Annotated in this window: 14 protein-coding genes; 12 read left to right on the plus strand and 2 right to left on the minus strand. The window is 63.9% G+C overall.

What is annotated here, in order from left to right; genetic code table 11:
* The first annotated feature begins 8 nt into the window (after nt 1–8).
* The 3 genes from HCN50_RS17695 to HCN50_RS17705 are packed head-to-tail and all read left to right on the plus strand — an operon-like array spanning nt 9 to nt 3,063.
* On the plus strand, nt 9–1,538 hold the full coding sequence (locus tag HCN50_RS17695; protein ID WP_171710946.1) for a sensor histidine kinase: 1,530 nt from the start codon (nt 9–11) through the stop codon (nt 1,536–1,538).
* Complete coding sequence (locus tag HCN50_RS17700) at nt 1,535–1,975, plus strand: response regulator (protein ID WP_171710947.1); 441 nt, start codon at nt 1,535–1,537, stop codon at nt 1,973–1,975. The genes HCN50_RS17695 and HCN50_RS17700 overlap by 4 nt, the downstream gene beginning before the upstream one ends.
* On the plus strand, nt 1,972–3,063 hold the full coding sequence (locus tag HCN50_RS17705) for a sensor histidine kinase (protein ID WP_171710948.1): 1,092 nt from the start codon (nt 1,972–1,974) through the stop codon (nt 3,061–3,063). Before HCN50_RS17700 ends, HCN50_RS17705 begins: the two co-directional genes overlap by 4 nt.
* Here HCN50_RS17705 and HCN50_RS17710 read toward each other — a convergent pair.
* Nucleotides 3,060–3,845: an IclR family transcriptional regulator gene (locus tag HCN50_RS17710; protein ID WP_171710949.1), complete on the minus strand. Its 786-nt coding sequence runs from the start codon at nt 3,843–3,845 to the stop codon at nt 3,060–3,062. The two genes, HCN50_RS17705 and HCN50_RS17710, sit on opposite strands and share 4 nt — an antisense overlap.
* Nucleotides 3,846–4,014: 169 nt before the next feature.
* Between HCN50_RS17710 and HCN50_RS17715 the strand changes: the two genes are divergently transcribed.
* From HCN50_RS17715 to aat, 7 genes are read left to right on the plus strand one after another with little or no spacing between them, the layout of a single operon-like run.
* Entirely contained in the window at nt 4,015–4,992 is a 978-nt protein-coding gene (locus HCN50_RS17715; RefSeq protein WP_171710950.1) for a Bug family tripartite tricarboxylate transporter substrate binding protein, read from the plus strand.
* 9 nt (nt 4,993–5,001) lie between these two features.
* On the plus strand, nt 5,002–5,619 hold the full coding sequence (locus HCN50_RS17720) for a flavin reductase family protein (protein ID WP_171710951.1): 618 nt from the start codon (nt 5,002–5,004) through the stop codon (nt 5,617–5,619).
* Nucleotides 5,620–5,660: 41 nt separating this feature from the next.
* Entirely contained in the window at nt 5,661–6,515 is an 855-nt protein-coding gene (locus tag HCN50_RS17725) for a fumarylacetoacetate hydrolase family protein (protein WP_171710952.1), read from the plus strand.
* 3 nt (nt 6,516–6,518) lie between these two features.
* A complete protein-coding gene (gene hpaH, locus HCN50_RS17730; RefSeq protein WP_171710953.1) occupies nt 6,519–7,322 on the plus strand; it encodes a 2-oxo-hept-4-ene-1,7-dioate hydratase in 804 nt (267 codons plus the stop codon).
* 24 nt (nt 7,323–7,346) lie between these two features.
* Nucleotides 7,347–7,730, plus strand: a complete 384-nt coding sequence (locus HCN50_RS17735; protein WP_171710954.1) for a RidA family protein — start codon at nt 7,347–7,349, stop codon at nt 7,728–7,730.
* Nucleotides 7,731–7,751: 21 nt separating this feature from the next.
* Nucleotides 7,752–8,627, plus strand: a complete 876-nt coding sequence (locus HCN50_RS17740) for an amidohydrolase family protein (protein ID WP_171710955.1) — start codon at nt 7,752–7,754, stop codon at nt 8,625–8,627.
* Nucleotides 8,628–8,679: 52 nt separating this feature from the next.
* Complete coding sequence (gene aat / locus HCN50_RS17745) at nt 8,680–9,354, plus strand: leucyl/phenylalanyl-tRNA--protein transferase (protein WP_171710956.1); 675 nt, start codon at nt 8,680–8,682, stop codon at nt 9,352–9,354.
* Between the two features lie 13 nt (nt 9,355–9,367).
* On the opposite strand, the gene HCN50_RS17750 is transcribed toward aat, so the two are convergent.
* Nucleotides 9,368–10,360 carry a DUF2155 domain-containing protein gene (locus HCN50_RS17750; RefSeq protein ID WP_171710957.1) on the minus strand — a complete coding sequence of 331 codons (993 nt, stop codon included), beginning with the start codon at nt 10,358–10,360 and terminating at the stop codon, nt 9,368–9,370.
* Between the two features lie 277 nt (nt 10,361–10,637).
* Here HCN50_RS17750 and HCN50_RS17755 point away from each other — a divergent pair, with 277 nt between their 5' ends.
* A complete protein-coding gene (locus tag HCN50_RS17755; protein ID WP_171710958.1) occupies nt 10,638–11,417 on the plus strand; it encodes an SDR family NAD(P)-dependent oxidoreductase in 780 nt (259 codons plus the stop codon).
* A gap of 113 nt (nt 11,418–11,530) precedes the next feature.
* The gene (gene lipP1, locus HCN50_RS17760) at nt 11,531–12,478 is read left to right on the plus strand and encodes a LipP1 family hormone-sensitive lipase (protein WP_171710959.1); all 948 of its coding nucleotides are present in this window, start codon (nt 11,531–11,533) and stop codon (nt 12,476–12,478) included.
* Nucleotides 12,479–12,528: the final 50 nt, after the last annotated feature.

The following is a 12,528-nucleotide window of genomic DNA, read 5'->3' on the forward strand; positions in this document are numbered from 1 at the left end:
AGATCACCGTGAACGCTGATGCCCAGCGCAAGCGCGCCGTGGGCCACATCCTGCTATTCGCGGCGGGACTGCTGGTACTGACCGCCATCAGCGCCGGCTCGGTCCATCTCGTGAACAAAGCGCGCGAGGATTCGCGCTCGGTGCAGCGTACGCTCGAGGTTGAAAACCAGCTCTCGGTCGTTCAGCTTCAGTTGCGGCGCGCCGAGAGCGCGCAACGCGGCTACCTCGCGACGTTGCGGCCGGATTTTCGGCGCGACTTTGAGCAGGCCATGTCCGAGCTGACGCCCGCGCTGACGCGGTTGAGCCAACTCATCAGCGACAATCCGGTTCAACGGCAGCTCATCAACGAGATGATGCCGCTCTACGATCAGCGGATCGAGGAATTCCGCACCACTATGGAACTGGCCCGGTCGCAGCGCATGAACGATGCCGCCAAGATCGTTCGCGAAGGCATCGGGCGCGACACGATGAAGCATATCGACGATCTCGCCGGTCGCATGCGGGCGGAGGAAGACCGTCTGTTTACCGAGCGTACCACCAACGCCGATCGCAGCCAGGCGCTGGCGGCTTCGATCACCGGCATCGGCTCGGGCTTCGTCGTCGTGCTGGCCGGCATCGCAATCTTTCTCGTGCGTCGCTCGTCACGCGCGCGCGACGTGGCTGATGCCAAGCTGCGCGACAGTCACCTCAACCTCGAGGCCACGATTGACGAGCGCACGGCGGACCTGCGTGAAGCCAATGACGAGATCCAGCGCTTCGCCTACATCGTCAGCCACGATCTGCGCTCGCCGCTGGTCAACATCATGGGCTTCACCAGCGAGTTGGAGGAATTGCGCGGCGACATTTTCAAACGGATCGCAGCGCTTTCCCGCGCGCAGTCCGCCGTCCCGGCCACTGCGGAAAACGCCACCGATACCGCCGAGCCCGAGCTCCAGGGAGCGGACAAGCAGCTCTCGGAAGACTTCTCCGAGGCACTCGAATTCATCAAGTCGTCGATTGGCAAGATGGACCGGCTGATATCGGCGATCCTCAATCTCACCCGCGAGGGACGGCGCGAGTTCGAGCCGGTCGCGATCGATACCAAGGAGCTGATCGAAGGCATCGTGACGACCGTGGCGCATCAGGCCGCGGAAGCCCAGGCCGAGATCCGGATCGAAGCGCTGCCCAATATTGTCAGCGATCGCCTTGCGCTGGAGCAGATCTTCTCCAATCTGATCGACAATGCGCTTAAATACCTGAAAACGGGGGTGCCCGGCGAGATCTCAGTGCGCGGTCGCACCAAGCTCGGCTTTGCAATTTTCGAGATATCCGACAACGGGCGCGGCATTGACCCCAAGGATCACCAGCGCATCTTCGATTTGTTCCGCCGCGCAGGAACCCAGGACAAGCCGGGGCAAGGCATCGGCCTTGCCCATGTTCGCGCCTTGGTGCGACGGTTGGGAGGAACCATGTCGGTCGCGTCGGAACTTCACCAGGGCAGCACGTTCACGATTACGCTGCCTATTAATTGGTCTGCCAACCGGAATACACGGATATGAGTAATCCAGTCAGCATCATCATGATCGAGGACGACGAGGGCCACGCCCGCTTGATCGAGCGAAATATACGTCGATCCGGTGTCAACAATGACATCATACCGTTCACCAGCGGTACAGCCGCGCTGAATTACCTGTTCGGCAAGGATGGGACGGGCCTCGATCACAAGGGCAGCGCGCTCCTGATCCTGCTCGATCTCAACTTGCCCGACACGTCCGGCATCGACATTCTAAAACGGGTCAAGGAAAACCAGTATCTCAAGACCACGCCCGTCGTAGTCCTGACCACCACCGACGATTCGCAGGAGATCAAGCGCTGTTACGAACTGGGTTGCAATGTCTATATTACCAAGCCCGTGAACTACGAAAGTTTCGCCAACGCCATTCGCCAGCTCGGTCTGTTTTTCTCCGTCATTCAGGTCCCTCCGGCCGCCACATGAAACCCGCAACGCCGACACTGTTGTATATCGACGACGACGCGGGCCTTGCTCGCCTGGTCGACCGCGGTCTGACGCGGGCGGGCTTCAAGGTGGTGCATGCGGCAAGCGGCGAGGAAGGGCTGGCCCGGCTCGCACAGGGCGGCATCGATGTGGTTGCGCTCGATCAATACATGCCGGGCCTCGACGGCCTCGAAACGCTGGAACGGATCATGGCGATCGTCGACGCCCCACCCGTGGTGTTCGTCACGGCCGCGCAGGATTCGGCGATCGCAGTCACGGCGCTGAAGGCCGGCGCCGCCGACTACCTCGTCAAGGACACGCGGGGCGATTTCATTCCGCTGCTTCAGGTCGCGATCGACGGCGCGCTCCGACAGGCCGCGCTTCAGCGCGCCCGCGACGAGGCCGAAGCCGAGGTTCACGCTTCGCGCGACCGCTACGCGGCGCTCGCCGCCGAACGCGAAGTACTGCTGCGCGAAGTCAACCACCGCGTCGGCAACTCCTTGCAGATCATCGCCTCGCTGCTGCACCTGCAGGCCAATTCGGCGACCCAGGAGGACGTCAAGGCGGCGCTGACCAATGCGATGGGCCGCGTCGCGGCGGTCGCGCAGGTGCATCGCCGCCTCTACACCTCGCACGACCTCAAGAGCGTGCTGCTGAACCAGTATCTCGAAGCTCTGCTGGAAGATCTCCGCCGTTCGGCCGAGGGCAACAAGATGTCGCGGCTGACGCTCAAGGCTGAACCGATCGAGATCGACCCCGACCGCGCGGTGGCGATCGGCATCATCGTCAACGAACTGGTGATGAACGCCGTCAAATACGCCTATCCTGACGGCGCCGGTCCCATTCATGTCGAGCTCCACCCCGAGGGCGAAGACCTCCTTGTCTCGATCACCGATAATGGTGTCGGTCTCAACGCCAAGGTCGACCCGCGCTCCACGGGCATGGGACAACGCATCGTGAGCGCGATGGCCGCAAAGCTGGACGCCAGCGCCGAGCGCGATCCCGACCATGAGGGCACCAGAATCGTCCTGCGCTTCCGTCGCGTCCCGCCGGCGACGCCGAAGCCGACAAACGCCGTTGCGGGTTAAGCCGGCGTCGCCGCTTCGATCGCGCGCGCGGTCGCGACGAGAGCGTCTGCCACCTCGATCGCACGCCGTGGATTTAACCTGTTTCGGATGGCGGAGAGCGTAATCGCCGCGGTGGGCTGGCCGTCGGGCGCGCGGATCCATGCGGACAGCGACTTCGTTCCCTGCACGAGGCCGACATCGCGCAAATTGTATCCGCGGCGGCGCGCGAGCTGAATCTGGCCGAGCACCGTTGCCACATCGGTTCGGTAGGCACCAAATCGCGTTTCATTGGCAAGCACGATCTTGCGCGCCTCCGCTGACGGCATGGCAGCCAGGATCGCCACCCCGGCACTGCTGACGCCCAGCGGACGCCGCACGCCGACCTCGATCGACAGAACCTGGATCGGATAGTTGCCGATGCGGCGCGCCACGCACAGCGTATCGAGGCCGGTGCGTACGGTGAGAAACAAGGTATCGCCGAGCTGTGCGGAAGCCGCCGCCAGATGCGGCTCTGCTGCAATCAACAGTGGCGAACGCGACGGACGCGCCAGCGCCAGTTCGGGCACCTGGCGGCCGATCGCGTAATTCCCTGTGCGGTCGCTGCGCTCGACGATCCCCTCCTCGATCAGCACGTGCACGATGCGATGTACCGTCGGGCGGGTCAGCGAGGTGGCCTGCACGATCTCGGCCATCGGCACGCCTCGTTCGCCGCCTATCGCGAGTGTCCGCAGCACGGCCACGGCCCGGCGGATCGTCTGCCCGCCCGGCCGCGCCCCGCGCGCCTTTAACCGGCCGTTCGTCATAAGCGTTGCCCGTTGTCCACAATGTGGACAAAAACATCACAATTTGGTCGACAGTGGAAGGGCTGCGCGCAACATCGCGGCGCGGAACAATGCATGCAATGGCCGCTGGGATGGGGCCGGTGCAAAACAAGAATGTAGCGGCCGATATGCCGCCTTTCGGGAGAATGCGATGAAATTTTTCGCGATCGCAGGCATCGCTTTGTCGGCAATATCGGCCGTAGCGCTGACCACACCGGCCGAGGCCCAGCAATGGCCGGCGCGGCAGGTGCGCCTGATCGTCCCGTATCCGGCCGGCGGTAATGTCGATAGCGCGGCGCGCGTCATCGCCGACAGGCTCCAGGCGAAACTCGGCCAGCCGTTCATTGTCGAGAACAAGGCCGGCGCGGGCGGCCTGATCGCCGGCGAGGCGTTCGCGAAAATGCCGCCCGACGGCTACGCCTTGTTCGTCGGCGCCAACGGCCCGGTGCTGTTCGCACCCGAAATCGCCAAGCGCGAGGCCTACAACTGGAAGCGGGATTTTGTCCCCATCACCTCGATCACGATGACCCCGCTGGTGCTCGAGGTGCATCCGTCGCTACAGGCGAAGGATCTCAAGGAATTTCTCGATCTTGCCCGCCGCGATCCCGGCAAGCTGACGATGGCCTCGCCCGGCCAAGGCACCACCAACCATCTGCTCAGCGAGCTGATGCAATCGACGCTTAACCTGCAATGGCTGACGGTGCACTACCGCGGCAACGCGCCTGCGCTCAACGACCTGATCGGCGGACAGGTGCAGTTTGCGCTCGATCAGATCTCCGTCGGTTTGCCTTCGATCAAGAGCGGCATGCTGCGCGCACTCGCCGTCACCGGGAGCCACCGCGCCTCCTGGCTTCCTGATGTCCCGACCTTTACCGAGCTCGGCTACAAGGATTTTGACGGCCAGACCTTCACTGGCCTGTTCGCGCCGGCGCGCACACCGGCCGAGATCGTGACCAAGCTTCACGATACGCTGGCGGAGCTCCTGAAAGATCCGGCCATCGTCGAGAAATTCAACGCGCTCGGCTCCGAGGCCGTATCGATGACGCCCGCGGAGTTCACAAGCTACCTCGAACGCGAGGACGCCAAGTGGATTCCGGTCGTGCGCAAGGCAAACATCAAGGCTGACTGACGCCTCACAATGCGGATCGATCCTGCATATCTCGACGCCGAAACGGCCTACCGGCTGATCACCGGCGTCGTGGTGCCCCGCCCCATTGCCTGGGTGACCACCCTGTCGGGCAACGGGGTGCTCAACCTCGCCCCGTTCTCCGCCTTCACCTTCGTCGCGCCGAAGCCGCCGATGCTGGCCATCAGCGTCGGGCGCAAGGCAGGAATCTACAAGGATACCGCGCAGAACATCCTCAACAACGAGGAGTACGTCGTTCACATCGCGGATTCGAGCCTGATGAATGCGGTGCACGAGAGCTCCACCGAACATCCGCCTGATGTCAGCGAGGTCGAGGAACTGCGGCTTTCCACCCTACCGGGCGAGCGCGTCAAGGTGCGCCGTCTTGCAGCCGCGCCGATTGCGATGGAATGCCGCTTCCGCCAGTGTCTCGAATTTGGCGACACCCGCAGCCGGCTCATCGTCGGCGAGGTGCTGGTCTTCCATATCAGGGATGGTCTTTTGAACAACGGCAAGATCGAAACCGAGGCGCTCGACCCGATCGCGCGCATCGCCGGCCCGCGTTACGCCAAGCTCGGCGAGATCGTCACCCTGAAGCCGGTGTTCCAGACTTCAAAAACTGAATCCTGAAGCGTGCCGCTCCGCGCCGCGCCGATCCGGAGACTGATCGCATGCATCTTCTGAGCTATCTTGCAAACGACCAGCCGCGCTTTGGCGCGAGCGTCCCGGGCGGGATCGTCGACCTGACCGAACGAACGAAATTTCCCGACCTGCGGGCGCTGATTGCCGCGGATGGACTTGATACCGCGCGTCAGGCGATTGCCGGGCAGAAGCCCGATCATGCACTCGAGGATGTCACGCTGCTGCCGCCGATCCCTGCTCCGGAAAAGCTCTGGTGCATCGGCGTGAACTACAGGGACCGCAACGCCGAGTACAAGGACAATTCGGATCTGCCGAAATATCCGAGCCTGTTCGTCCGCAATCCATCTTCCGTCGTCGGCTCGGGCCAGCCGATCGAAAAGCCTGATGTCTCCGAACAGCTCGATTATGAGGGCGAGCTCGTGATCGTGATCGGCAAGGAGGGAAGGCACATCCCGCGCGAGCGGGCGTGGGAGCACATTTTCGGCATGACGCTGTGTAACGAGGGCAGCGTTCGCGACTGGCTGCACCACGGCAAGTTCAACGTCACCCAAGGCAAGAATTTCGACCGCTCGGGCAGCATCGGCCCATGGATCGTCACCTCGGACGAATGCGATCCGCGCGGACCACATGACATCGTCACCCGCGTCAATGGCGAGGTGCGGCAGAGCGATTCCACCGAGCGGCTGATGTTTCCGTTCGACTACCTGATCGCCTACCTCTCGACCTTTGCCACACTGAAACCTGGCGACATGATCGCAACCGGCACCCCGACAGGGGCCGGCGCCCGCTTCACGCCGCCACGCTGGCTCAAGGTCGGCGACGTCGTTGAGGTGGAATCCAGTAAGATCGGCATCCTCCGCAACACCGTGGCGGCGGAGCAGTAACCGATGCTCGATCCGCAAACCGTCGAACTTCTGGCGCAACGTCTCGATGAAGCCGAACGCAGCAAGTCGCTGATATCGGCATTCACACGCGAATATCCGGACCTTACGATCGAAGACGCCTACGCCATTCAGCGCGCCTGGACCAGGCTGCAGCTCGCCCGCGGCCGTGTCGTCAGGGGTCACAAGATCGGCTTGACCTCGAAGGCGATGCAAAACGCCGTCGGCATTTCCGAGCCGGATTACGGCGTGTTGTTCGCGGACATGTTCTATCCGGACGCCTCCGCGATCCCGTTCGATCGTTTCCGCGCTCCCCGTATCGAGGTCGAATTGGCCTTCGTGCTGAAGGCGCCGTTGAAGGGTCCGGATTGCACGTTGTTCGACGTGCTCAACGCGACCGATTACGTCACGCCGGCGCTCGAAATCCTCGAAACCCGGATGCATCGCACCGATCCCGAGACGAAAGCACCACGCAAGGTGATGGACACGATTTCCGACAATGCCGCGAATGCGGCGCTGGTCGTCGGCGGACGGCCCATTCGCCCACTCGACGCCGATCTGCGCTGGATCGGTGCGCTGTTATTTCGCAACGGCCAGATCGAGGAGACCGGTATCGCTGCCGGCGTTCTCAACCATCCCGCCAATGGCGTGGCCTGGCTCACCGATCGGCTGGCGGCGCAGGGCGAATATCTCGAGGCCGGCGAAGTGGTGCTGGCTGGCTCGTTCACGCGTCCGGTCGAGGTCGTCAGGGGCGACACGTTCCACGCCGACTACGGCCGGTTTGGATCGGTGTCTTGCCAATTCGTCTGAACAAAAGCGTCCGCGGAGGTAGAGATGACAAGACGCAAGAGCATTCATATCGGCGAGTTCAAGCACGCCAATCCCATTCCCAACGCCTGTCGCATCGGCAATCTCCTGATGTCAGGCGTCATTCTCGGACGCGATCCCGCAACCGGCGCGATGCCCGAGCGCATCGAGGACCAGTGCGCCAACATGTTCGCCCATATGAAAGCGATCGTCGAAGCCGGCGGCGGCACGACCGACGACATCATCAAAATGACGGTGTGGCTGCAGGACCGCAAGCAGCGCGCGCCGGTCAATACCGAGTGGCTGAAAATGTTTCCCGACGAGCATTCCCGCCCTGCCCGCCATGCGCTGCAGATGGAAATGGAGAACGGCGCGCTCGTGCAATGCGACTTCACAGCCGTGATCGGCTGACCGCGATACAAGGAACCTGACATGCCCACGTATCTTCCGTTCGACCCGAACCCGCGCCGTCCCTCGAAACTGCCGCCGCCGAAGAGCATCGATAGCCAGTTTCACGTGCTCGGCCCCCTGGAGAAATACCCGGTGCGGCCGGGCGCCGCCTACCAGATGCCATCGGCGACCTGGGAGGCTGCGCTGCGCGTCCACAAGGCGCTCGGCATCGAGCGCGGTATCATCGTGCAGACCACGACCTATGGCGCTGATCATGCCGTGGTGCTCGACGGACTCGCCGCGATGGGCCCGAACTATCGCGGCTGCGCCAACGCGCTCGTGTTTGCCGAAGCAGATGACGCCTACCTCGCGAAGCTGCATGACGCCGGCGTGCGCGGCGCCCGCTTCAGCTTCCGGCAGGAACTCGGCGCCGTGCTCTCGGATAAGGATTTCGCCCGCGCGATCGCGCGAATCCGCGAACTCGGCTGGTACGCAAAGATCCAGCCGGAGAAGGACGGCATCGTCTCCAGCGTCGCAAAGTACGAAAACCTCGACGTCCCCGTGCTGATCGATCACATGGCACGCCCTGACCCGACGCGCGGCAAGGACGACCCGAGTCTGCAGAAGATGCTGGAGCTCCTCTCGAAGGGCAACTTCTGGGTGATGCTGTCGCTCGGCGAAAAGACTTCGAAGAAAGGTCCGCCGTGGGACGATGTCACTCCGATCGCACGTGCCTATATCGAAGCTGCTCCCGACCGCTGTGTGTGGGCGAGCGACTGGCCGCACCCGGTTTCGGTGGTACAGCCGCCCAACGACGCCGACCTGCTCGAGCTGCTTTACCGCTACGTCGCCGATGAGGTGGAACTGCAGAAAATCCTGGTGACCAACCCCGCGAAGTTGTTCAGCTACGAGAACTAACGGTCGTTTCGGCAAGTAGCATACACCCTGCGCGTCCTGCTATCATCGCCCTATGACCTCTCGCGAGTCCGCTGCTTCCGAAATCACGCCTGACGTGCTGCTGCGGGCCTATGCCTGCGGCATCTTCCCGATGGCCGAGAGCGCGGGCGATCCGACGCTGTTCTGGGTCGAGCCGGAAATGCGCGGCGTGATTCCGCTTGACGGCTTCCGCATCGCCTCGCGGCTTGCCCGCACCGTGCGCTCGGACGCTTTTAGCGTCACCGTCGATACCGCCTTCAAGGCCGTTATTGCCGGCTGTGCCGCGCCGCAGCCGGGCCGCGACGACACCTGGATCAACAAGCGCATCCGCGATCTCTATGTCGGGCTCCACGAGCTCGGGCATTGTCACAGCGTCGAGGTCTGGCAGGACGGCGACCTCGCAGGCGGCCTCTATGGCGTCAGCCTGGGGCGGGCCTTCTTCGGCGAGAGCATGTTCCATCGCGTCCGCGATGCATCGAAAGTGGCGCTGGTGCATCTGGTGGCACGGCTGATCGCCGGCGGGTTCGAGCTGCTCGACACCCAATATGTCACCGAACATCTTCGCAGCTTCGGCGCGGCCGAAATTTCGCGGCGCCGCTATCGCGCCTTGCTCGACAAGGCAATCGCGGGGGAGCCAGCGGATTTCATGCGATTGCGGCCTAGCGTCAGTGGCGCGGAGGCGCTCGCGATCATCGCGAAACGCGGCTGAGGTTGTATGGAATTTAATTCCCGAACAATCCGCCGAACAGACCACCCGGCCGCTGCTGCGGTGGCGGCGGCGGCGCCTGTTGCGGCTGCTGCTGGAATTGCGGCTGCGGCGGTGGTCCCGGCGGGCGCGGAGCCGCCTGCTTCGGCGGCGGCGGACGCTTGGCGCCCGGCGGCGGCGCAACCGCCTTTGCCGGATCGGGCTGAGCGCTGACGATGGTCTGGTCAGGGCCTTTACAGTCGGTCAGCCAGATATCGTAGACCGGGTGCTCGACGCCGTGCAGGCCGGGGCTGGCGGCGAACATCCAGCCCGAGAAGATCCGCTTCACCTCGCCCTGCAACGTGATCTCGTCGACCTCGACAAAGGCATCGGTATTAGCGGCCTCTGTCGACGGGCGCGTATAGCAGGCGCTGGTCTTCACGCGCAGCGCGCCGAACTGCACCGTCTCGCCGATGTCCTCGTCGAAATTGATGATGCGGCCAGTGATCTTGTCGAGGCCGGAGAAGCTCGCCTTCTTGTTGGTGATCTTGGTGGCCGGCGGCTCGGACACGACCTCATCGCCCGGCTGCAGGGTCGCTGGCGAGTTCGGCACGCCCTTGGCCGGGGGCTGCGGCGGGCGCTGTCCCGGCGGCGCGTTGGCAACGCCCGGACCTCCCGGCTGCGGCGGCTGAACGGCGACGCCCGGCTGGGTGCCTTGGGGAGTGCCTTGGGGAGTGCCAGGCGGCGGCGCCAGTGGCTGGGACTGGAAGCTTCCCGGCGGTGGCGCGCCCTGCCCCGGCGGTGGACGGTTCGGGGTCGGCAGCAGGCGGCCACGCGGCAGTTCCGGCACTTCCTCGTCGTCATCAGGGAATTGCTGCTGCTGCTGATTGCCACGCGGAATAGCGCCCGGTGGCCGCAGCGGCGGATCGGAGAAGATATTGCCGATCTGCGCCTGCGCGGGTGGCGCGAGCGAAGCCGTGGTGGCGGCGATCAGGGCCGCAAGACCGGTCAGGGCAATGGTTCGAAGCATCTCGCGCGGCTTTAACAGGCGAATCGGGCTCGCGACATAGTACAGACTAATCCGCCGCTCGCGTCCCTTCCGGTTAACACGGGGAATACGGCGGGGAAAGGGCGGTTCGCCCCCCTCCCGCCGCAAGGCCTAGGAAGGCGGAAGGGAGTTTCCGAACCGGCGTCCCATGACCTAGCCATGCCCCGTTTCAGATGAAATAGTCGCTCCCGTCGCGCGGCCACGCGCTAAACCATCAAAATCCGGGAGAACCGGAACGAGCGAGAGGAAACCTTAGCACATGCCCGATCGAATTCGCCTCGATGGCCGGGTTGCCGTCGTGACCGGCGCGGCCGGCGTCATCGGAACCGCGACCATCCGTCTCTCGGCTGAACGCGGCGCGCGGATTGTCGCAGTCGACCGCAGGGAAGCCGACCTCAAGGCCGCCATCCGCGACCTACCCGCCTCCGCCGAAGCGCTCGCCATCACCGCCGACGTCACGAGGGAAGACGAGGTCGCAGAATATGTTCGTGCCACCGTCGACAGGTTCGGCCGGATTGACGCGTTCTACAACAACGCCGGCATCGAGGGTGACATCAAGCCGATCGCAGAATATTCGCTGGAAAGCTTTCGCCGCGTGCTCGACGTCAACGTGGTCGGCGTCTTTCTCGGCATGAAGCACGTGCTGCCGGTGATGCTGAAGCAGAACAAGGGCAGCATCATCAATACGGCCTCCATCGCCGGCCTGATCGGATCGCCGATGATTGCCGTCTACAGCGCCAGCAAGCACGCCGTGATCGGGCTCACCAAGAGCGCCGCCTGGGAATGTACCGGCAGCGGCGTGCGAGTGAATTGCGTCTGCCCGGGCCTGATCGACAGCCGGATGCTGAGCACAATCCTGCAGGGCCGCAATCCCGGCAACGAGCCGCCGCCACCTGAGAAGATCGTCGACCGGATTCCGGCGCGACGGCTCGGACTGGCGTCCGAAGTCGCCTCCGTCGTGGCGTTCCTCGCCTCCGACGAGGCGAGCTACGTTTCGGGCTCCACCTATACCGTCGACGGTGGTCGAACTGCTGCATGACTTGTCGCAACCGTCATTCCGGGGCGGTCCGGAAGGACCGAACCCGGAATCTGGAGATTCCGGGTTCGCCGCGCACGCCGGAATGACATACTCATAAACAAAGGTCACTCCTCATGCCCGTCACGCTCGATCCCGATGCCGCCGCCGTCTACAAGGCTTTTCAGGAGGCGGGCCGTCCCGCCTATGAGACGCTGACCGCACCGGAAGCGCGCGAATATTATCGCAACGCCCGCGTTGTCAGTAATCCTGAGCCGCCGGCGCTTGAATCGAACCAGCCGCTCTCGATCCCTGCGCCGCACGGCGCGATCGCCGCGCGCATCTACACACCGAAGACGTTGCGCAAACGCGACGGCCTTGCGCCATGCCTGGTCTTCTTCCATGGCGGCGGCTGGGTGATCGGCGATCTCGATACCCATGAAGTGGTCTGCCAGAAGCTTGCCCATGAAGGCGAGTTGATCGTGATCTCGGTCGACTACCGGCTGGCGCCGGAGCACAAGTTTCCCGCCGCCGCCGACGACGCCATCACCGCGACCAAGTGGGTTGCCGCCAACGCCAGCCGGCTCGCCATCGACGCCGACCACTTGCTGGTAGGTGGCGACAGCGCCGGCGGCAACCTGGCGGCCGTGGTGGCGCTGGCCGCGCGCGACGGCGATGGCCCCAAACTTGCCGGCCAGGTGCTGATCTATCCCGCCACCGACTTTGCGATGAGCCATCCCTCGCACCGCGAGCCCGAGACCAGCATCCTGCTGACGCACTCGGTGATCAGGTGGTTCTGTAATCACTACCTCAACGGTACGGCCGACATCGACCACTGGAAGGCCTCACCTGCGCGCGCGAAAACACTCGCCGGGCTGCCGCCTGCCTATGTGCTGACCGCGGGCGCCGATCCGCTGCGCGACGAGGGCGCCGAATATGCGGCGCGGCTCAGGGAAGCCGGCGTGCCCGTGACCTACCGGCATTTCCCCGGCCAGTTCCACGGCTTCTTCACCATGGGCAAATTGCTGCATCAGGCCAATGTGGCCGTCAGCGAAATCGCCGCCTGGCTGAAGGCGCTGAAATAATTAACATTGCACAACGCTAACGCTACTTTCTCCTGCGCATATTCGGGGCT

Origin of the sequence: Bradyrhizobium archetypum (assembly GCF_013114835.1) — a bacterium.
Lineage (GTDB): Bacteria > Pseudomonadota > Alphaproteobacteria > Rhizobiales > Xanthobacteraceae > Bradyrhizobium > Bradyrhizobium archetypum.